Genomic DNA, 18,795 nt, shown 5'->3' with positions numbered 1-18,795 from the left:
CACTTAGTTCCGGCGCTTGAGCGTGGTATCAGTGAATATTTCGTTCCTGACTTCGGAAGACAGCTCCAGAAAACGCTCGTACTGCTTCAGCACATCTGCAATAACCTCATTTTGGGTAAAATACTCGATGCTGTAGCCAGGCCGATTATCGCCAAAGTACGTTCTAGGAATGTACCGCTTCGTGCCTTTCACGTCCGGCACATTGTCTTCCTGCACCAGGAAGCTGGAAATGGTTTTTGACTGGGTTTGCACTCCGTACACAAAATCCTCAATCAGCTCGTGCTTGATTGTCAGGGCTACGCCCACCGGCGTAGTGGTGCGCTGCACCGTAGCAGTAGTACCCTTGCTTACAAAGGCCGCAGCCAGCTCTTGCAGCGCTGGCTGCACCGTTTGCTGCATAAAGGCATCGACCGCCTCCTGGCTTTTAGAAGACAAAATACGCTGGAGGCGCTCTTTCCACAACTCGCCCGACCAGTTGCTGGCCGCTACCGAAAAGCCCTTGGTATAGTAGTGGTTATCTACTACCAGCCCCTTCATAAGACTGTAGCAAAACAGGAGCATAATCACCGAAAAAGGCAGCGCCGTAATCAGCGTCATGGTTTGCAGCGACTGCAGCCCCCCCGCATTGAGCAGCACCAGCGCCACCAAGGCCAGCAGCGCGCCCCAGAATGTCAGCTGCCACTTGGGCGAATTCTCCGCATTGTTGGAGGCAATGCTGTTCATCACGAAAACACCCGAGTCGGCGGAGGTGACGAAGAAGATGAAAATAAGGCTAGTAGCCAGGGTGCTGCTGACGCCCGCAGCCGGAAAGTAGGCCAGAAACTTAAACAGTATGGCGTCGGGCTTGTCAGCCAGCGCACTTAGGGCGCCCCCGGCCACCGTCTGGTCGAGCCAGGTAGCGCTGTTGCCAAACACGGTCATCCACAGAAAGTTGAACAAGGTAGGAATGAGCAGCACGGCAATGATAAACTCGCGTATCGTCCGGCCCCGCGATATTTTGGCAATAAACAGCCCCACGAAGGGCGACCACGAAATCCACCACGCCCAGTACAAGATGGTCCAGCGAAAAAACCACGGCTGGCTCGCCGGCTCGTAGGCGTGCGTATCGAAGGTGATATTCAGAAACTGAGCTAAGTAGTAGCCGATTCCTTCCGAAAAAGACCCTAGCAAAAAAACCGTGGGCCCCAGCGCCAGAATAAACAGCATAAGCGCCACGGCGCAGATGATATTGAGCTGGCTCAAGTACTTCACACCCTTATCGACACCAGAGGTAGCCGAAATAATAGCAAGGGCCATGATACTGACCACAATGACAATCTGGTACCCAAAGCCCGTGCTGTGCAGAAGCCCCACCTCTACCAGCCCGGCATTGAGCTGCACTACCCCAAAACCTAGGGTAGTAGTGATGCCAAAAAATGTGCTGCACAGCGCAAACGCGTCAATGGCATTGCCCGCCACCCCATTTATTCTATTCTTTAGAATGGGGTAAAAGCAGCTGCGGAGCGACAGCGGTAATTTGTAGCGGTAGGTGAAGTAAGCCAGTGACAACCCAACGACTGCGTAGATAGCCCAGGCGTGAATGCCCCAGTGAAAGAAGGTGTACAGCTGCGCGTTTTTAGTGCGCTGCACCGCCGACAGCTCGCTGAATGCTTCGTCCGAAAAGTGCGATACCGGCTCCGCCACGCTGAAGTACATCAGCCCGATGCCCATGCCGGCCGCAAACAGCATAGACACCCACGAGAAAAAGGAATATTCCGGCACCGCGTCATCATCGCCCAGCGTAATGGCGCCGTACTTGCTGAAAACCAGACCTAGGAGGAAAACAACAAACAGCGTTACCGACCACACATACACCCAGTTCAAGTTGGTAAATATCCACTGCTGAATATGCCCCAGCGCCGCACCCGTCAGCTGCGGAAACAAACTGGACAAAAGAGTGACCAAGAAGATGAAGGCCACGCTAGGCACCATAATCCCTTTTTTGAAGGTGGTCTGCGCCAGTAGTTGGTTTAGTTTGTCCATAGTATTGCGGTTGATGCAGCGTGAAAGTCTGTCCCCCACCTGCTGCTATACGCGTTCCGGGCTAGAAGGCCGAGTTTAGAGCAACAGCCGCGGCACTTTCTACTCCCGGCCCCCGGCCGCCGCAAAAAGAGCACCTAGGAAACACAAAAGCCCGGATGTGGGCCAAGCGTGCGGTGCACATCCAGGGCTTCCAGGCTATTTAGAAAGCCATCCACACCCCGTCTATCATGCCCAGCACCGCGCAGCATCTCACTCGCCTCGTGGTTAGCGTCAGAAGTTACTTGCGACACGCCGGGCGCTTGGCTGCGCGCTGCATAACCGTTTGGCAAACCCTTGTTTTACAATAGCCAAACGCGCGCCTAGGTTTCTCTGCGGCGGCTATTACGGGCAGGCTGCTGGCTTTCGATAGCATGGACATAGGGGCGGCCGTAGCCCTACAACAAGCCCGAAGTTGGCCCGGGTGCTAGTAATTAAAAAAGCCCCGCGATGAGAGGGGCTTTTTTTAAGCTAGGCTTTGGTAATGGTCTGATAACCCTACCCTGCTTTTGCGGCGGCTATGCGGCCAGACTAAAAGCACCTGCATGCACGTGGGAGAGGTCGTAGAGCAACACCTGGGCCTGGCGAGCCTGGTGCAGCTCGCGCTGTAGACGACGGCGCTCGGCTAGGGCCTGCGGAGCGCTTACCTGTGAAGCGAGGCGACGCAAGTGCCTTTCCAGCAGCTGAATGTCAGTTTCCCATTCCTGGATGAGTAGAGTTAATTCGTTCATAGTAGAGAGCGGTAAGGTAGTAGAAGTGCGAAGTACGTAACGTCGCACTTACGGTTGAGCTTGGGTAACTGGATTGCGGTTGCCGGCTTATGCTGACAAATTTTCACAACGCTAGCCAGTCGCGTTAAGGCCTAGGGGCAATCGGCAGCAATAGAAAGCCCCGTGGTGAGCCGCGCCTCTCCCCTACTAGCGGGGTGTTCGGGGTTTGGGGCTTGCTGTGCATTTCCCCTTTGGCAGCATCTATTCGTTGCTGTTGCCACCATTCTGACCAGCGTACTCTTCTAATGAAGCTGAAACCTGTTACTTGCGGGCTGCTCTTCGCCCTAGGTTTTTCAAAGAGGAGACTGTATTTCTCTTGGCCTATACTACAGGCCTAGCTGTTTTTACCCGTTGCGGAAAGGTTCTGGAACACCCGCCTAGGTGTGACGTATACTATGGAACGAGTGCAGTTGGCATTTACAAATGCGGCTTATTCGAGCCTAAAAGCAAGGTAGCGAACTCTTTTGTCAGCAAGCGCTACGCGTAGCTACCTGCGCTCATTCCCATAAATATCACGGATTCGCCCGCTTCGGCGAGGCCTTCTTCCTCAACAATCAGTAGTTATGTTTGGACACACAAAGAAAATCCGCTATGCCGTTGTGGCCGGTGGTCAGATTTCGCAGCAGGCATTTATGCCCGGCATTGCGCGCACCAATAACTCCGAGCTCGCAGCACTCGTGACCGGTGACCCGGTGAAGGCCGATGAGTTGGCCGGCCAATACGACATCAAGGCGTGGTCATACGAGGAATATGGCGCGCTGCTAGCCTCCGGCGAAATCGACGCTGTGTACGTGGCTACCCCCAATGCACTGCACACTTCATTTGTGGTGGCCGCGCTGGAGGCTGGCATCCACGTGCTGCTCGAGAAGCCCATGGCCTCGAGCGTAGCGGAGGCCGAGCAAATGCTGGCGGCGCAGCAAAAAAGCGGAGCTAAGCTGATGATTGCTTACCGCCTGCACCATGAGCCCGGCAATGTAGAACTTTTTACGCGGGCCCACAACGGAGACTTTGGCGAGTTGCTGGCCTTCTCCTCCGTATTCGCTCAGAACGTGGCGGAAGCTAATTCGCGCGGCCATAATGGCTATTGGGGTGGTCCGGTGCCCGACATGGGTACTTATCCGCTCAACGCAGTCCGCAATCTCTTCGACGAAGAGCCTATCAGCGTGCATGCCGTCGGCACGAAAACGCCGGAGCGCGGCTTCAACTTTCATGATACGGTGGCCGTGACCCTACGCTTCGCTAGCGAGCGCACCGCGCAGTTTACCGTTAGCTATGCGACGGCGTCTGCTGAGAGCTTTACCCTCATAGGTACCAAGGCCACGGTCTATGCCTCACCCTGTTTCATGTTTGGGCCCAAGGTGGGCATCTCCTATGTTGAGAAAACAGAAGAGGGCAGTAAGACACATGATTTCAAGCCGGTTGAGCAATTTGGCAACGAAACCCAATACTTTTCCGACTGCATCCTTCACGACCGCCACCCAGAAGCCGATGGTGAAGAAGGGCTGCTGGATATGCGCGTGCTAGCCGCCGTGGAGCAATCGCTGGAAACAGGGCAAACAATAGCCCTGCCCCCCGTGCAGCGCCGCCGCCGGGTGCAACCCGACCAGGCCCTGGACTTGAAGCCCGCTAAAGAGCCCAGCGAGGACGACATGATTAGTATCATTCCGCAGTCGGCTTCCTAGCTTATGTGGTGCTGTGTCCCTACATAGATTAGGTGCAGGCTGGCACAGCTGTTACTAGTTAATCAAGGCGTTGAAGTGACTGGTTGGAACACTGTCCAACTGCCGCTTCAACGCCTTGCGTTTATGTACTACGCTCATCATTGCGGCACGCCTAGGGAACTGGCACGCGCGCGACTTCCATCAAGTTCGGCGTTTCGCGCACGATGCGTAAGGCACTGCCTCGCAACGCCACGCGCAGGGCTTGGCGGCGCGTGAGCCGGCCGCGCACCGGCTGCACGGGCACGTTGACTAGGGACTTATCGGGATAGCGAATGAAGCAGCCCGTGGCGCGGGCGATAGCCTGGGCGGTTTGGTCGAAGCGCTGAGCGGGCAGGTTATACACCACCTGCTGGTCGCAGCGGCCCAATTGGATGCGAGCTTTAACAGGGGGAGTGGTGGATTGGGCATGGGCTAGGCTGGAAGCCAGCACATACACCACCACTGCTAGGCAACTAGTGAAGCGGATAGAAAGCATGCGTGAAAGTAACTACCTAGGGCGCCTTTACACCCGTATCGGCCAGCAAAACACCCCGCGCCACTACCATAGGTGCATTACTACTACTAGCCACGGCTTGCCCGAAGACCAACGACGCTACGCCTGCCGTCCTCACTCAAATTATTTAACCGAAGCTCATCAAGACGTGCCAAGCTTGCTTTGAGGCCGGCGCGCGTGCTCGAATACCCAGAGCATGCCCCCTAGGCCCAGCACGGCGGCGGTGAGGGAGGGCGCCAGGACGCCCCCCTTAGCGAGGGGTAGCAGGTACATAACGAGTCCCAAGAAGCTCCCCAACACAAGCAGAATCGCCTTGCCCAGCCAAGTCCCAGCCGAGTAAGGCGCGATTGGGGCGGCAGCGTAGCGGGCCACCACTTGGCGCGTGAGCGCGGCAGTAAAAGTGGCCGAGGGCTGTTGCAGGCCCTGCGCTTGCAGCAGCGCTTTGAGCGGGTCGGGGGCAGAAGACGGGCGCTGGCTCATAGCAGGTGCTGATGTTCGGTAGGAAGGAGTTGCAGCAGGGCCGCTTCCAGCTGCTGGCGACTGCGAAGTAACTGCATTTTAACGGCCGAAGTTTTCTTACCTAGGATGGCGCAAATCTCGGCAATGCTTTGCTCGCCTAGGTAGTGCAGGGTGAGCACCAGCGCATCGTCCGCGGGTAAGCGAGCCAAAGCCAGAGCCAGATATTTCTGCTGGTCAGCCTGCCGCACCGCTGCCCAGCCGTCGCCACTCGTCACCGCCGGCTCCGGGGTCGCCGGTGTGAGCGGCAGTTCGCGGGGCCGGCCCTGCGCTCGTTTCTTGGTCAGGGCCGTGTTATAGACAATGCGGTAGAGCCAAGTCGAAAATTTGGCCGCGCGCTGAAACTGCCCTAGGGCCGCAAAGGCCTTAAGAAAGGCGTCCTGCACGACTTCTTCCGCATCTTCGGCATTGCTCACCACGCGCAGGGCCACCGTATAGGCCAGGGCCTGGTAGCGCTGCACAAGCTGCGCCAGGGCCTGGGGCTGACCCTGGCCGGCTTGCCGCAGCAGGAGGTCGTCGGCGGAAGGGGGCTGAAAGAAGTCCATGTGCAGGCTTAGACTCGGAAAGAGCGCGCGTGGTCACACCGTGTGACCACGCGCGCTCTTTCCGAGTCTAAGGGGCAAACTACTACCCTCCTCCCTTATGGACCACTCGCTCGAAGCCCTCGTCCCAGTTACCATCCCCCTCACCATCAGCTTGTGCCTGGCCGGGTTCGGGATTGCCTACTACTACTTCACCACCCGCTCGCGTGAACGCCTAGCCCTAATCGAGAAGGGCTTGGACCCCACCGCATTTGTCCGGTCGCGCAGCTACTTGCCCTTGCTGCTGCTGCTGGGCGTGCTGAGCCTGGGCCTCGCGGCCGGCATTGCGGGCGGGGCCGTGCTAACCCAGCTTGTGGGCGAGCACAACTACGTGTACCCGGCCACCGTCTTCTTTGGGGCGGGCCTGAGCTTGGTCGCCGCTTATTACTTGCTGCGCGCCACCACTACCCGTTAGCTCACCCCGCCGCGAGCCGCCTTCTCAACCACCTTTTTTTTGCTCTTCTATGAGGCACTCTCTTTTATTGAATGAGATATACTACCTAAGCTCTAGCCATAAAGCTATGTGGAGCCCCATGAATTAGAGAAAAATATAGTCAAAAAAAGGCGTCGAAACTTTATGGGTTTCGACGCCTGCACAAGCTTTTTTTACTAGGGTTGTTCAAGGCTGACCGTTAGACGATTTCCTCCTCTGTTATCTTTGATTACGTCTAGCACATATGTATAACGACCAGGTTCCAATCCTGCCACAGGCATATCGTTAATGTTTATATGCGGCAATTCTTCACCCTGCGCAGTCACAGTAACGGAAGGCAGATAACTAGCTCTTGCATAAGATTGGTAATCTGAAATCTGACCACTGCTTAAGGCGCCGTAGGTATGTTGTGGGTTATCGACAAAGACAATGTTTTCCAGCGGGTATTGGCTAGCATTGCGAACGCGAATGAAAATGCCTTCTGGATCTTCTTTCTTACAGGAAAACAAACAGAGGCAGGCGCACAAACAAAGTAGAAGGGTTCTCATACTAGACATGGGTGAAGGGAAGTCATCGTAGAGAGCCTTCGTAGAAGGAGCAAGGTTGCACTAGAGGTAAAAAGTCGCTTTAAGGGCTGTAAGGGTACATACTGCACTTAAGCCACAAAATGGGCGAGGCTGTTGCAGAACTCAATGGTTAGCTCGTGAACAGCGCAAGTCAGCTGTCAAACACGGATGAAAGTCTCGCTGCATGGTAAAGCCACTCGGTGAAAAGAGGAGAAGCACAGGAGGCACGGGATAAGCAAAGGCAATGGCTCTTGACCTGCGCCTTGCGAACTACCGCGGGGCGTTGGCGGGGGCGTTGAGCGCCGCCTCAATGGCCGCGACGGTTTTCGCGCCATCCGACGGCAGCGTGGTGTACGCCTCCACGAAGCGGCCATCGCGACCAATTAAGTAGTAGCAGGGGTAGTAGGGCACCTGGTAGAGTTGGGCGACCTGTCTATCGGGGGCCCACAGGTGCACGCTGTTAGCGCTCGTCAATCGCTCTTGCTGCAACACCTGCTGCCACTGCGCCTGCGTATCGCGCACCGAGATATAGACGAAGGCCACGTCCCGGCCCAGGAAGCGTTCCTTCAAGGCGTGACTATGCTTGGTCATTTCATACATGCAGGGGCCGCACCACGTGCCCCAAAAGTCGAGGTACACCACCTTGCCCCGCAGCTCGCGCATGGATACCTCCTTACCCGTGTTATCGCGGAGCGTAAAGTCGGGCGCCGGCTGGCCGGCCGCAAAAGGTAGCCGGACCACCACCTGCTGGCGCAGCTCACGCGCCAAAGTGGAGTCGCGGTTCTGTGCCTTGAACGTGGGGTAGGCGGCCAGTACACTGGGGAAATTTTGCAGTACGTTAGACGTTAAGAGATTATACATTACTTGGTCGCGGGCGGGCGTGGGCCCGAAGTCGGCGGTGGCCACAGCGTAGAGCCGACCTATCTCGGCTGGGTCGGTACTCAGGGGCCCATTCGGCAGCAGCCGGTTGTTGTAGCCATAGAGGAGCTCCGTGACCAGGGGCGTAGTCGCCGCCCTAGGGTGGGCCACGAGCTGCGGCAGCCGCAAGGCGGGTAAAAAGTCGAAGTACGTCGCGGGCAGCACGAGGGCTTGCGCCGGGGTGTCGTCGCGATGGAGATAGTGCCAGTAGCCGATGAAGCCCAGCCAGTCCTGGCCCCCCTGCAAGGCCAGAATCTGCCGCTGGTCGCGCACGAAGGCCTTCGGCAGCCCGTGGGCCTGGGCATAGGTCGTTAGGAACTCCTGCTGCTGCTGCTGGTAGGCCGTTTCTTGCTGCACAAACTCAGCCGGGGTCGTTTGCAGGGTGAGGTGATTGCGCGGGACCGGCACCTGGCCGGGAATATCGTACGCGAACCGATAGCTGGCGCGGGCCAGGTAGTTACTGAGGGCCGCCCCCCGGCCGCTGTACTGCACCGTCTCGTCAAACTTGGGAAAGTCCAGGGTCAGGTGCTGGCGGTCGCCGGGGCTTAGCCAGAGCGTGGTGCGCTGGCCGCCATACGAGAAGGTCGCCTGCTGGGGCTCAGGTAGCACCGCCACCTCAAGGCGAAATTCCCCCGCGGGGCTCAGCACCGTCGCGACCCGGCGCGAACCGACCTGCAGGCGAACCGAGTCGGCCTGGGGAGCGTGGGCGAGGTGCCCGCTCAGCACCGTGAGGGGCGGGGCGGGCGAGGCGGTGGCCAATAAGCCACGCAGGGCGAGCATCCCTAGGGCAGACCCGCTAACCAGGAAAGATGTTTTCATGCGCAAGAAAAGAAAAGTGGGTGGGAGAAAACTGAGGGCGCAACCAGCGGCGGACCCTTGACGCTTGGGCGAGGTGACCAACATCCGTCCATTTAGCGCGCGAAGCGGCTGGCCAAGTCGGAGCCGACCCACCCGTCGCCCCGCAGGGGGTAAACTGCTGGTCAATATAGCGAAAATATCTTGGTATGAACAACTTGGCAAGCGGATGCACACTACATGCGCTCCTACCGACGCCGCTAGTCAAGCTCCCAGGCGGACTTGGCGAAGGAACGCGCCGCTACGAACCGGTTAGCGTGCTGACCCTAGGCTAAGGTGAGGGCCGAAAGACAGGGTCACAACCTACCCCAGCTGCCCCCTTCTAGACCCGCGAAAACTACTGGAGTTATTCCGTCTAGGCAGGCATCAGCAAGGCGCACCGTTTGGGGTTGTCTACAGGAAGCTTTGGTAGTGCTAGCAAATCCTGCTACGTTTGCGCTAGCGCCTAGCGGTACTCGTCTGGGGCAGAGTCTTTTCGATTGGTTGGCTTCCGTATGGCACTCTACGCTCCCCCTCTTTCGCAATGGCTAGCCGGCCAGTGGCGACTTTCCCTGCTCGCAACTGTTTGCGGCTTGCTGCTCGCCTTGCCTAGTTGTCAGCCTACCCAAGCTGCGCATCCCATCCGGGTAGAAGGCGTGGTCAAGAACCTGACCACCGGCAAAGTCTATCTGACCGATGCCTACGATTCGAAACGCGTGGTCGATTCGGCCCTCGTGACCAATGGCCACTTTGCCTTTGAGCTCGCGGCCGACTCGGCGTTCGTGCCCTTTTTAGCCAGTATTCACTACCCCGATAGCACGCAAAAAGACTGGCATTATATTCGGCACTTACCCTATTTGAATGCGTCCCAATCGCAGGGCAAGACGGTGAGCGCCACCAGTGCTTTTTTCCTAGGGCCGGAAGGCGCACACATCACCGGCGACCTGACGCCTGCGTCAACTGGCTTTCTGACGATAAAGGCCGGCCCAGACAATGAGCTCTATCAGCAATGGATGAACAAGGGCTTTGGCTATATCACCACGCGCGACCCCGCCCAGCGACCAGCTAGACTGCACTATTTCAAAAGCCTGGTCCAGCAGCATCCCACCTCCTACTTTCTGCTTAAAGGCATTGCGCAGGACAAGGAAAACTATTCGAAACAGGAATTGGCCGACTTATTCGCTCTGTTCGCCCCCCAAGTGCAAACTTCTGGCATTGGGCGAGACCTGCGCACCTACTTTGTGACCCGAAAGGAGGCCAGTGCCCCCTATCACAATCTCGTGCTGGCCGACACGAGCCAGGTGGCGCATGGCATTCTCAACCCCAAGGCCAAGCTCAACCTGTTAGTGTTTTGGGCGAGTTGGTGCGGTCCCTGCCGCCAAGAGATTCCTGCCCTCAAGCAGCTCTACCGCGCCTTCCACGGCAACGGGCTGCAGATGACCAGTATTTCAATCGACAAAGACGTGACTAGTTGGCGCAAAGCCCTGCGGGAGGAGCAGATGGGCTGGCCCCAGGTGGTCATGGCTCAGGACCAGCGGCTGCAGGTCGAGCAGCAGTTCAGTCTGCAGGCCATTCCAGTGCTCATCCTAACGGATAATGTAGGCAACGAGGTCCTGAAAAAGACAGGCTACAGCGAAGACGAAATGGCCGCGCTGCAGCAGGCCATTGCAGCGGGCCTGCAATGAGTAGTGGGGAGGGCAAGCAGCAGCACGACCTTCGTCGCAAGTGGAAGGCATCTAAAAGGCGGGCACTCTAGTCTAGTTCTTCCAGGCAGGCTCGTTTATCGGCTACCTAGCGCTGGAGAGGGAGGTGCTTGGAAGCTGCTCTGCGGGTCCTGCTCGCATAAGAATACCCCCGTTAGACCCAGTAAAGCAGAAAAAGCTAAGCAATGGGGCGGCTACCCGTTGGGGGCACTGGGCAGATGCCGCAAGGCATACGTCGGCCCTGTCTTGCACAGGGCACCCCTACCCTAGGCTATCCTTTCCGCTGTTTTATGCTTTTAGTCCATATGGTTAAGCGCTTTATCGACCAGCGCGCCAGCTTGGCATTGTAGATGGCCGCGTGGGGTCTTTAGGATTAACGACGCGTTTGGCGCCGGGTTGAAAGTGCTCGGGTAAGCAGCTCACGCCTGTAGGCATCTTCTAACGCTGGCCCTCCCAGGTCACATCGAGGACGATGCGGCAGCGGCCTTCTTTGTCGGACGCGAGAGCACTTGGCGGAAGGTGTATTCCATAAGCCCGGCAAACTAGCACCGGGTGCTAGTAGTGTTAGAAAAAAACTCGTGGTGAGCGGGTCTTAACTACCAACTTAAGGCAGCGGTACCTGAGAACCTACCGAACTAGCTGGCTGCTGGCAGCTGCGCAGCCATTCCTCGGCCGTGGCCACATCGTAGAAAAGTTGTAGTTCTACCGCGTCAACAGTATGATGACCTGGGTACTTGAGCGTCAAAATGTCGGTGTGGGTATCGCGCTGCACGACGTGCGCCACGTAGCGCAGCCCCAGGCGTTGCGCTTGGGGTAGCCAAACTGCCCCCAGCCACTGCGTAGAATCAAACCAAGGACCTTGTAGCCCCACATTATCATTGAGCAGGTAAAGACAGTGCAGCGGGCCGACCTGCTCCAAGTAATTTAGAGCGCCTTGCATGGCTTGCTCAGTATTGATGTAGCCAGTCCAAACGGCACGTAGCCAACCCTCGGCTTTATCGTAAGCTAGGGCACACTGGCCCCCGGAGGGAAAAAGGAGATTGTTAGGTAGCATGGAAGGAAAGAAAGGGTGGTAGATAAAGAATAGCAGATAAGCTCACTCGGCATGCTTTGCTAACTACTAGGCAAAGAGGCCGATGACTACTCATCATGTAAGCTCAGCCAATAGGCAAAGAAGTGAGCTGAACTTATAGCGATTAGTATTTATATAATATAAAATAATAAAATCCTGTTAACATTAACGCACCTTAATAATTTAATGTTTAGGCCCTTCTGCGTTCGACTATCCAAACTCAGTGCACTCCAGAGCTCACCAGTAAGTAGGGGTTATTTGGCTAAATGCTACTAAAAAAGCCCCGTGGTGAACGGGGCTTTTACTTCTAGCAGGTAAGACGCAGCAAACGGCCCTAGCTTGTTTGGCGGGAAAGCGAGACGAATACCTTGTGTGGTAATAACAGCGAGCCGTGTAGCAGGGCTGGGCGCTGAGACCCTTCTCTTTCCCAATGGGCACACATGTCTTGTAATTCCTCCGCCGTAAAGTCGAGCATGGTTATCTGGGGGGTTAGCAGCTTATCCCAGCCCCACTGGGCAAGTAACTGGTCTGCCTGCACCAGAAACGTGTGCAGTTCAGCCGCGCGGCGCGTGACATTATGGTATTCAATGCCAATGTAGTGGCCTAGCGGATGAACAGATAACCGCCCAATGGTATTTTCAAAGAAGACGGGGGTCGATGCAGTAGAAGTATGACTATACAAAGGAATAATAAAAATAAGCTGCTACAATGACTTTGCTAACTTAAAGCTAGTTACTGTTTTTTAATAGTCGTGCTAAATCAATCAATAATCTAATATTATAGCAAGAGGCTTCTATTCATACATAGGTAGGCTGGCGTAGACCTACTGCGGTAGGGCGGGTATGCAGACAGTGAATGTGGAGCCCTGTCCTTCCTAACTCTCGAACGAGATATCGCCTTGGTGCAACTCCACGATGGTCCGAATGATGGACATACCCAATCCAGTCGTTTTTTCGCCTCGAATGCCGGGGCGTCGGGCCTTGGTAAACTTATCGAACAGCACAGGCTGCATAAGGATTGGGATGCCGACGCCATCATCCGCTATCGTTATTACGGCCTGTTGCCCTTGTCGCGTCAACTGCACGGTGATGCGGCCCTTGTCGGGCGTAAACTTGATGGCGTTGGACACTAGGTTATTAATTACCTGCTGAAACTTATTGATGTCCATTTCTACGTACACCGGCTCGGCTCAGGGCTCATAGCTAAAATGCAGGTTAGTATGCCAGGTTGAGTTCTGGTATTCCTCCATAATGGTCAGCAGCCAAGCGTCCAGGTCGGCGCGCTCTCTTCGTAGGTCTACGTTAGCCGATTCCATAAACTCGGTGTCCACGAAGTCGCGGATAAGGGCTACCCCCTGCGCGCAGGTGCGCTCGAGCAACTGCAATACGTGCTACACTTTCGCGCTGGCTTGCCCGCCCAGGATATCCTTGAGCACTAGGCTCAATTGCCAGGCATTAACGAGCGGCGCCGCCAAATCGTGGGAAAGAATTTCGAACGTCGCATCTTTCTTAGTACTGAATTTCTGCGCGTTCAGTGCCACTTTCTTAGTTGCTGTCACGTCCTGCACCTGCCCGCTCAGGTAGGGCAGGCCTCCTGGGCCGAATACCCAGTCCGCCTGCACGGACAGCCAGTGGGTGCTACCGTCGGCCCAGGTGATGCGCACTTCCTTGTCGCTGAGCAAGTCCCCAGGCTGGACCGTGGCGAACTCTCGGCAGAGGTACTGCCAGTCATCGGGGTGCAGCCGGCTCACCCACTGCGACAAGTCAGCCGTGGGGTCGATGCCGCTACTGCCCAGCACCTGCTGATACGAGTTGCTTACTTGCACTACCCGGCGCTGGGGTAGGTCGCATACAAAATAAACCGTGTTGCCACGCTCAATCAGCGGGCTTAGTAAAGAATAGTCCTGCATTTGTGGGGGAATTGCGGCGCACCTAAGCCGGGTAGCAGTTGCTAGCTACTGGGTGAGCCGCCCCCTCAACAAGTTAGCAGTTGCATGGTTGGTCTATCCGCACATAAAATTTAAGAAGTCCGCAAAGTATTGCTTTCCGCTTGCTAGGGGCGCAGCTGGGCCACAAAAAGCCCCGGGGTGAGCGGGGCCTTTCTGTTGCTTGAGGAATGTGCGGCAGCAACATTGCTAGTCTTTCTGTAAGATGACGCGCAGGTCAGCCAAGCGCCTGAGCACTAGATGCAAGACCTCTTCGGCAACCGGAATTGTATTGCCGTAGCGCGTGGTTAAATAGCGCACCAGGGCCCCTAGGGCGCTGACTTCATCATGCAGGTGGGTGTGCAGCGCCTGCCAGTGGGTTTGTCCCAGCCCAGGGGTGGTGTGGCAGTGGTGCCGCATCATAATGGCTTGGCTTACGAGGTCGGCGAGGCACTGGAGCACGTGTTGCTCTTCGGCAGTAAACTCGCGGGGCCACTGGTCGAGCAGGCATAGGGTGCCGATGCAGTGCTGGTTTGCCAGACGCACGGGCGCGGCGGCGTAGAAGCGAATGCCCTTAGCTAAGGTAGCCTGAATGGCTACAGCATCGGTGGGCGTGGGAGTAGCAGCCGTTAGGTCGTGGTAAACGACGACCTGGTTTTGCGCGACTACCGAGGAACAGAGCGCTTCGGCGCGGGGCTGCGGCATCACGTCGGGCAGGCCATAGCAGGCCTCGGTGGTGATATGGTGCGCGTCGGCTAGGTTGAAGAGGCAGATGGGCAGGCTGAAGATGCGCGCCGTCAATTCCGCAAATTCCTCAAACACGTCTTCGCGCAAAAAAGGTACCACATCGTAGTGGCGCAGGGAGGCAAGGCGCTCGGCTTCAGGAGCATGCACAGCAGACATAACTAGCATTTGAACAACTATAAATAAGTATAATACAATAGAATAGCACTCGAGCATTCTTCTGCTCCAAATATAAAAAAATCCCCGTGGATACGAGGCTTTTTGTTGTCTCTCTCCTACTGGCGGAGTGTTAGGGGCTTGCGTGGGGTCTAGCGATGGTATGGGATACGAGTAATGATGTAGCTGCCCTGACTGATCTGCTTGTCCTGATAAATGAAACTAGTGGGCGTCAAGGACAACACGCGTATTTCGGCGGCAGGCCAGACGCCGCTGGTCATCTTCAGCTCTTCGCCATTACGCGTGTAAGTAAAGGAGCTGGAAGTGGGCAGGGGGCCGCCTGCTATAGGAACATTGGTAAAGGTGATAGTCGTGTCTGTCACATCCAGCGTCTGGCTATACTTAACAGAAAAGGTCTTCTCGACCACACCACGGGGGGTGGTCATGGTATAGTCGATGGTGTCAGCTTGCCAGTGGCCTAGGAAAGGGTCAGGCCCTTCGGGTTCCCCTTTTTTGCAGCCAGCAACACCCAGTGCGAGTACACTCAATAGTAGCAAGTGTTTCATAGCGTGAAAATATAAAAGCTCCGCCGCGATGAGGCACTACTGGTGGGGTATCCGAGGTTTGCGTGGGGGCTTAGGTTGGGCAAATAGAAAAGCCCCGGGTTGAGCGGGGCTTTTACTATGCGTATCAGGGGCGAATCGTCACGGGCTCAGTAGGCAGATAAGCAATATCGCGGTGGGCCTGGCTGCGCACTATGAGCGACAGCCCCTGTGTTGTCGACTTGTTAGGTAGCGAGAAGTAGGCCATATTTCAAGCGGCAGTCACACTAAGAAGCAATCACCTGGGTACAAAACATAAAAAAGGCCCTTAGCGGCATTGCTAAGGGCCTTTTCGTGGGCCCACTTGGAATCGAACCAAGGACCTACTGATTATGAGTCAGTTGCTCTAACCGATTGAGCTATAGGCCCCAAGCTAGCCCGAGGGCGTAGCTATTGGCCCAAAGGTACGGCAGATTTTTATTTCTGGTGCAGCCAATGGCTCAATAACCGAACTTTGCGGGCCGGCAATCAGCCGCTCACCTTCATGCTTCCCAACCTGCTTTTTGATTTTGGTGGTGTCATCATCGACATCGACTACGACCGCACCCCTGCCGCTTTTCGCCGCCTTAGCCGGGCGGGCAGCACCGTCGAGTACAGCCAGGCCAGCCAGGCCGAGCTGTTCGACCTGCTCGAAACCGGCAAAATCTCGGCCACCGAGTTTCGCGATGGGCTGCGCCAACTCTACGACCTAGACGCCACCGACGACGAAATAGACGCCGCCTGGCACGCGCTGCTGCTTGACGTGCCCGCCGAGCGGCTGGCGCTCATTGGTGAGCTGCGGCGGGCGGGGCACGCCACGGCGCTGCTCTCCAATACCAACGCCCTGCACATTACCGAAATAAACCGCCGTCTGGCCCAGCAGTACGGCTTCAAAAACGGTATTGCCGACTGCCTCGACCGGGTGTTCTACTCGCAGGAAGTGGGCCACCGCAAGCCGGGCGAGGAGATATTCTACCACGCGCTGCGCGAAATGAACTGGCAGCCCGCCGATACGTTATTCATTGAGGACAGCCCGCAGCACATTGTCACGGCCCGCCGCCTGGGGCTGCGGGTGCTGCACCTGGCGCCGCCGCTCACCCTTACCACTGCCTTGCCCGAAGCCCTGCGTGTCTTTCCCCAAGAATTTACCGGATTCCCTACCCACCCCACCGCCTGACGACGAGCCCCTAGGGGGCTTCCCGGCCGATGCCAGCGCGCCGCCTACGCTGGCCTGGGGGCAGCGCCTGTTTCGGCGCTACGAGCGGCCACCTTCGCGCCTGCGCACCGCCGCCATCCACCTAGGGCTATTTCTGCTGACGCTTGCCACCACCGTGCTGGCGGGCGTCAGCCTCACGCGGGGCGGCCTCGACTTCATCGACTTTTCGGTGTTTAGCCTGCCAGCGGCGGTGCGGGCCGAGGAACTGGGCCGGGGGCTGACCTACGCGCTGGCCTTTTTGGGGGTGCTCACGGTGCATGAGTTTGGGCACTACTTTGTGGCGCGGTACAACAAGGTGCGCACGTCGTTGCCCTACTACATCCCGTTTCCGCTGGGCCTAGGTACGTTTGGGGCGGTCATTCGCATTCGGGAGGCTATTTACTCGCGGCGCGAGTTTTTTGACATTGGGCTGGCCGGGCCATTGGCGGGGCTGGTGGTGGCAGTGGGCGTGCTGGTCTACGGCTTCACGCACCTACCCGACCCGTTGGCCTACGTGCAGCACATTCACCCCGAGTTTATTCCGCTGGGGGCTGACTATGCCCGAGCTTACCAGGGCGAGGCGGGCCTCACATTGAGCCGCCCGCTGCTGTACCAGCTGCTCGAGCGTTGGCTGGCCGACCCCGCCCGCCTCCCCCACCCCAACGAGCTGCTGCACTACCCGGTGCTGGTGGCCGGAGAGCTGAGCTTGTTTTTTACGGCCCTCAACCTCATTCCCATCGGGCAGCTCGATGGCGGGCACATCCTGTACGGACTGCTGGGGCCGCGCCGGGCGGGGCGGCTATCGGGGCTGCTGTTTGTCAGCTTCATTTTCTACGCGGGCCTAGGGCTATTTTCGCTACGCAGCGGCTGGCACACCTGGCTGTATGGGGCAGCGCCCTACGCGCTGTACCTGTGGTTGGTATTTCGCAAGGCGCTGCCCCAGCCTCGGCAGGTGGTGGCGCTGGGGGCGCTGGTGTGGGCCGGGCAGCTAGCGGTGGCTACACAGTGGCCCGCCGCGCAGGGACAGCCAGGTTGGCTCTTGTTTGGGCTGCTGCTGGGCCGCATGTCGGGCATCTACCACCCTAGCACCCCCGACGAGCGCCCCCTGAGCCGAGGTCGGCAAGTGCTGGGCTGGACGATGGTGCTGCTGTTTGTGCTGTGCTTTTCGCCGTCGCCGTTTGCGGGCCTGCGCTAGGGCTAGCTGTAGCTAGGCTTTTCGGGCCTGGCACGGCCTTGATGCTTGGCGGGGGCGTGCATTTGTGCCGTATTTTTATTGTTCTATGCAGTTTCAACAAAGTCAGCTTACCCGCTCTACTCAGTTTACAGTGCGTGAGCACGGCTTCTTTGTAAGCCAGCGCGATGGCCGGGGGCAAGTCGATATCGCCGTCGAGATACCTTATGAAGAACTACTTCCTATTCGTCTAGAGTACCGCAATACTGTGCCGCAGCGCCAGTTGCTGTGGTTGTTAGGCGGCGTTATTTACGTGGGCCTGCACTGGGTCAGGCCTTTTTTAGCGTCCGACCAGCCGCTGCCCGACGATGTCTGGTTCTGGGCGTTTGGGCTGGGGGCGGCGCTGGTCGCCTTTTTCCTCTATGGCCTGCACAACTGGTGGCACCAAGCCATTTTGCACACCGGCCGCTTGCAGCTGGTACTGGCCGACCACCCACGCGACCGCCGGCAGTTTCGCGATTTTACCCAGAAGCTCGACGCCCACACCAAGAACTACCTGCGGCAAGAGTACGCTGCCATCAACCCACTGGGCTACATTGAGCCGCAGCTGCGCCGCGTGGCGTGGCTGCGCGACCTAGGCGTGCTCAGCGCCGCCGAGGCTCGCACCCTGAACACCCGCCTCACGGGCCGCGTGTCGGAGCGCACCATCCGCAGCATGGGCCAGCGGCTCGAGCCCCTATACGTCAACTAAGACCGCAGATTCAAACGGATTTGTCGGCTTTAACGGATACGCCTGCCTGCGGCAGGCTGGCTGAGTGGGTGGTTTTGGGGGTTAGCTCGGCGATAACTTTTGCGAGCAGATAGCGCGTAAGCAGAGGGTACTTATTTCCTTTTGTTATGAGCATTTCCCTCAATAAAGCGGCTGTCACGTTTGCCAAAGGCTTAATCAAAGACGGCAAAATCAAGAACGACGAAGGGCACTGGAGCCAGCACAACCCCGGCGCGAAAGAAGAAAACGCTTTTCTGCAGAAGCACGAGATAAGCGAGTACGCACAGTGGCACCTAGGCGAGGACAAAAGCCAAAACGAAGACAACAAAGGCCGCTACAAGTTCCCCTATGGCGACTTCAAAACGGTGCACCGCGATGGCCTCATTGCCGCCAAGGAGCGCGCCGCTCAGCAAGGCTACCACGACATAGAGCAGGCTGCCGACGAACTGCTGCAAGCGCTGGAGAAGAAAGCTGCCTAGGTTACTAAAGCGGATTTCAAAGACAATAGCGAGGCTTATGAGATGCTGAACTATCAGCGGCTTACAACGCAGCTAAACTTCACAAAAAAGGCAGCCCTAATGGGCTGCCTT

The 18,795-nt window shown here is 57.2% G+C and carries 21 protein-coding genes and 1 tRNA gene; 7 read left to right on the top strand and 15 right to left on the bottom strand.

What is annotated here, in order from left to right; genetic code table 11:
- Window positions 1-3: 3 nt before the first annotated feature.
- Together JAO77_RS02400 and JAO77_RS02395 are read right to left on the bottom strand one after the other, a co-directional pair.
- Window positions 4-2,022, bottom strand: coding sequence for a BCCT family transporter (locus JAO77_RS02400; protein ID WP_198988671.1), 2,019 nt, complete (start codon window positions 2,020-2,022; stop codon window positions 4-6).
- 554 nt (window positions 2,023-2,576) lie between these two features.
- Window positions 2,577-2,789 carry a hypothetical protein gene (locus JAO77_RS02395; protein ID WP_198988670.1) on the bottom strand — a complete coding sequence of 71 codons (213 nt, stop codon included), beginning with the start codon at window positions 2,787-2,789 and terminating at the stop codon, window positions 2,577-2,579.
- Between the two features lie 602 nt (window positions 2,790-3,391).
- Between JAO77_RS02395 and JAO77_RS02390 the strand changes: the two genes are divergently transcribed.
- Window positions 3,392-4,510, top strand: coding sequence for a Gfo/Idh/MocA family protein (locus JAO77_RS02390; RefSeq protein WP_198988669.1), 1,119 nt, complete (start codon window positions 3,392-3,394; stop codon window positions 4,508-4,510).
- Between the two features lie 151 nt (window positions 4,511-4,661).
- Here JAO77_RS02390 and JAO77_RS02385 read toward each other — a convergent pair whose 3' ends face one another.
- The 3 genes from JAO77_RS02385 to JAO77_RS02375 all read right to left on the bottom strand — a co-directional run bounded on the left by JAO77_RS02385 (window position 4,662) and on the right by JAO77_RS02375 (window position 6,103).
- Window positions 4,662-5,024 carry a hypothetical protein gene (locus JAO77_RS02385; RefSeq protein WP_198988668.1) on the bottom strand — a complete coding sequence of 121 codons (363 nt, stop codon included), beginning with the start codon at window positions 5,022-5,024 and terminating at the stop codon, window positions 4,662-4,664.
- Window positions 5,025-5,183: 159 nt separating this feature from the next.
- On the bottom strand, window positions 5,184-5,522 hold the full coding sequence (locus tag JAO77_RS02380) for a hypothetical protein (RefSeq protein ID WP_198988667.1): 339 nt from the start codon (window positions 5,520-5,522) through the stop codon (window positions 5,184-5,186).
- Window positions 5,519-6,103 carry an RNA polymerase sigma factor gene (locus JAO77_RS02375; protein ID WP_198988666.1) on the bottom strand — a complete coding sequence of 195 codons (585 nt, stop codon included), beginning with the start codon at window positions 6,101-6,103 and terminating at the stop codon, window positions 5,519-5,521. Before JAO77_RS02375 ends, JAO77_RS02380 begins: the two co-directional genes overlap by 4 nt.
- A 97-nt stretch (window positions 6,104-6,200) precedes the next feature.
- On the opposite strand from JAO77_RS02375, the gene JAO77_RS02370 reads away from it, so the two are divergent.
- Window positions 6,201-6,554 carry a DUF6249 domain-containing protein gene (locus tag JAO77_RS02370; protein ID WP_198988665.1) on the top strand — a complete coding sequence of 118 codons (354 nt, stop codon included), beginning with the start codon at window positions 6,201-6,203 and terminating at the stop codon, window positions 6,552-6,554.
- Between the two features lie 194 nt (window positions 6,555-6,748).
- On the opposite strand, the gene JAO77_RS02365 is transcribed toward JAO77_RS02370, so the two are convergent.
- The gene (locus JAO77_RS02365) at window positions 6,749-7,120 is read right to left on the bottom strand and encodes a hypothetical protein (protein ID WP_198988664.1); all 372 of its coding nucleotides are present in this window, start codon (window positions 7,118-7,120) and stop codon (window positions 6,749-6,751) included.
- A gap of 288 nt (window positions 7,121-7,408) precedes the next feature.
- A complete protein-coding gene (locus tag JAO77_RS23960) occupies window positions 7,409-8,875 on the bottom strand; it encodes a TlpA family protein disulfide reductase (RefSeq protein WP_235998182.1) in 1,467 nt (488 codons plus the stop codon).
- A 620-nt stretch (window positions 8,876-9,495) separates the two neighbouring features.
- Here JAO77_RS23960 and JAO77_RS02355 point away from each other — a divergent pair.
- A complete protein-coding gene (locus JAO77_RS02355; RefSeq protein WP_198988663.1) occupies window positions 9,496-10,575 on the top strand; it encodes a TlpA disulfide reductase family protein in 1,080 nt (359 codons plus the stop codon).
- A gap of 622 nt (window positions 10,576-11,197) precedes the next feature.
- On the opposite strand, the gene JAO77_RS02350 is transcribed toward JAO77_RS02355, so the two are convergent.
- From JAO77_RS02350 to JAO77_RS02315, 8 genes are all read right to left on the bottom strand, one after another.
- A complete protein-coding gene (locus JAO77_RS02350) occupies window positions 11,198-11,647 on the bottom strand; it encodes a hypothetical protein (protein ID WP_198988662.1) in 450 nt (149 codons plus the stop codon).
- Between the two features lie 352 nt (window positions 11,648-11,999).
- Entirely contained in the window at window positions 12,000-12,347 is a 348-nt protein-coding gene (locus JAO77_RS02345; RefSeq protein ID WP_198988661.1) for a hypothetical protein, read from the bottom strand.
- A 192-nt stretch (window positions 12,348-12,539) separates the two neighbouring features.
- The gene (locus JAO77_RS02340) at window positions 12,540-12,833 is read right to left on the bottom strand and encodes a sensor histidine kinase (protein ID WP_198988660.1); all 294 of its coding nucleotides are present in this window, start codon (window positions 12,831-12,833) and stop codon (window positions 12,540-12,542) included.
- A 21-nt stretch (window positions 12,834-12,854) separates the two neighbouring features.
- A complete protein-coding gene (locus tag JAO77_RS02335; protein WP_198988659.1) occupies window positions 12,855-13,049 on the bottom strand; it encodes a hypothetical protein in 195 nt (64 codons plus the stop codon).
- Window positions 13,050-13,055: 6 nt separating this feature from the next.
- The gene (locus tag JAO77_RS02330) at window positions 13,056-13,574 is read right to left on the bottom strand and encodes a PAS domain-containing protein (RefSeq protein ID WP_198988658.1); all 519 of its coding nucleotides are present in this window, start codon (window positions 13,572-13,574) and stop codon (window positions 13,056-13,058) included.
- Window positions 13,575-13,799: 225 nt separating this feature from the next.
- Window positions 13,800-14,492 (bottom strand): GAF domain-containing protein, encoded by a 693-nt coding sequence (locus JAO77_RS02325; protein ID WP_198988657.1) that lies wholly within the window; start codon window positions 14,490-14,492, stop codon window positions 13,800-13,802.
- Window positions 14,493-14,641: 149 nt separating this feature from the next.
- Entirely contained in the window at window positions 14,642-15,055 is a 414-nt protein-coding gene (locus JAO77_RS02320; RefSeq protein ID WP_198988656.1) for a hypothetical protein, read from the bottom strand.
- Window positions 15,056-15,386: 331 nt separating this feature from the next.
- A tRNA-Ile gene (locus JAO77_RS02315) sits at window positions 15,387-15,460 on the bottom strand.
- 115 nt (window positions 15,461-15,575) lie between these two features.
- Here JAO77_RS02315 and JAO77_RS02310 point away from each other — a divergent pair.
- The 4 genes from JAO77_RS02310 (at window position 15,576) to JAO77_RS02295 (ending at window position 18,684) form a co-directional block, all read left to right on the top strand.
- Window positions 15,576-16,247 (top strand): HAD family hydrolase, encoded by a 672-nt coding sequence (locus JAO77_RS02310; protein ID WP_198988655.1) that lies wholly within the window; start codon window positions 15,576-15,578, stop codon window positions 16,245-16,247.
- Window positions 16,198-17,460: a site-2 protease family protein gene (locus JAO77_RS02305; protein ID WP_370549522.1), complete on the top strand. Its 1,263-nt coding sequence runs from the start codon at window positions 16,198-16,200 to the stop codon at window positions 17,458-17,460. The genes JAO77_RS02310 and JAO77_RS02305 overlap by 50 nt, the downstream gene beginning before the upstream one ends.
- 85 nt (window positions 17,461-17,545) lie before the next feature.
- On the top strand, window positions 17,546-18,187 hold the full coding sequence (locus JAO77_RS02300) for a hypothetical protein (protein ID WP_198988654.1): 642 nt from the start codon (window positions 17,546-17,548) through the stop codon (window positions 18,185-18,187).
- Window positions 18,188-18,333: 146 nt separating this feature from the next.
- Window positions 18,334-18,684: a hypothetical protein gene (locus JAO77_RS02295; RefSeq protein ID WP_198988653.1), complete on the top strand. Its 351-nt coding sequence runs from the start codon at window positions 18,334-18,336 to the stop codon at window positions 18,682-18,684.
- Window positions 18,685-18,795: the final 111 nt, after the last annotated feature.

Origin of the sequence: Hymenobacter sp. BT559, from assembly GCF_016427535.1 — a bacterium.
Lineage (GTDB): Bacteria > Bacteroidota > Bacteroidia > Cytophagales > Hymenobacteraceae > Hymenobacter.
Note: the sequence above shows the minus strand (reverse complement) of the source record. Positions and strands in the feature narration are given on the sequence as shown.

What these genes read in the sequence shown, in the direction of transcription:
- JAO77_RS02400 (WP_198988671.1), bottom strand. Translation starts at nt 2,022, where the DNA reads ATGGACAAACTAAACCAACTACTGGCGCAGACCACCTTCAAAAAAGGG.
- JAO77_RS02395 (WP_198988670.1), bottom strand. Translation starts at nt 2,789, where the DNA reads ATGAACGAATTAACTCTACTCATCCAGGAATGGGAAACTGACATTCAG.
- JAO77_RS02390 (WP_198988669.1), top strand. Translation starts at nt 3,392, where the DNA reads ATGTTTGGACACACAAAGAAAATCCGCTATGCCGTTGTGGCCGGTGGT.
- JAO77_RS02385 (WP_198988668.1), bottom strand. Translation starts at nt 5,024, where the DNA reads ATGCTTTCTATCCGCTTCACTAGTTGCCTAGCAGTGGTGGTGTATGTG.
- JAO77_RS02380 (WP_198988667.1), bottom strand. Translation starts at nt 5,522, where the DNA reads ATGAGCCAGCGCCCGTCTTCTGCCCCCGACCCGCTCAAAGCGCTGCTG.
- JAO77_RS02375 (WP_198988666.1), bottom strand. Translation starts at nt 6,103, where the DNA reads ATGGACTTCTTTCAGCCCCCTTCCGCCGACGACCTCCTGCTGCGGCAA.
- JAO77_RS02370 (WP_198988665.1), top strand. Translation starts at nt 6,201, where the DNA reads ATGGACCACTCGCTCGAAGCCCTCGTCCCAGTTACCATCCCCCTCACC.
- JAO77_RS02365 (WP_198988664.1), bottom strand. Translation starts at nt 7,120, where the DNA reads ATGAGAACCCTTCTACTTTGTTTGTGCGCCTGCCTCTGTTTGTTTTCC.
- JAO77_RS23960 (WP_235998182.1), bottom strand. Translation starts at nt 8,875, where the DNA reads ATGAAAACATCTTTCCTGGTTAGCGGGTCTGCCCTAGGGATGCTCGCC.
- JAO77_RS02350 (WP_198988662.1), bottom strand. Translation starts at nt 11,647, where the DNA reads ATGCTACCTAACAATCTCCTTTTTCCCTCCGGGGGCCAGTGTGCCCTA.
- JAO77_RS02340 (WP_198988660.1), bottom strand. Translation starts at nt 12,833, where the DNA reads ATGGACATCAATAAGTTTCAGCAGGTAATTAATAACCTAGTGTCCAAC.
- JAO77_RS02330 (WP_198988658.1), bottom strand. Translation starts at nt 13,574, where the DNA reads ATGCAGGACTATTCTTTACTAAGCCCGCTGATTGAGCGTGGCAACACG.
- JAO77_RS02325 (WP_198988657.1), bottom strand. Translation starts at nt 14,492, where the DNA reads ATGTCTGCTGTGCATGCTCCTGAAGCCGAGCGCCTTGCCTCCCTGCGC.
- JAO77_RS02320 (WP_198988656.1), bottom strand. Translation starts at nt 15,055, where the DNA reads ATGAAACACTTGCTACTATTGAGTGTACTCGCACTGGGTGTTGCTGGC.
- JAO77_RS02310 (WP_198988655.1), top strand. Translation starts at nt 15,576, where the DNA reads ATGCTTCCCAACCTGCTTTTTGATTTTGGTGGTGTCATCATCGACATC.
- JAO77_RS02300 (WP_198988654.1), top strand. Translation starts at nt 17,546, where the DNA reads ATGCAGTTTCAACAAAGTCAGCTTACCCGCTCTACTCAGTTTACAGTG.
- JAO77_RS02295 (WP_198988653.1), top strand. Translation starts at nt 18,334, where the DNA reads ATGAGCATTTCCCTCAATAAAGCGGCTGTCACGTTTGCCAAAGGCTTA.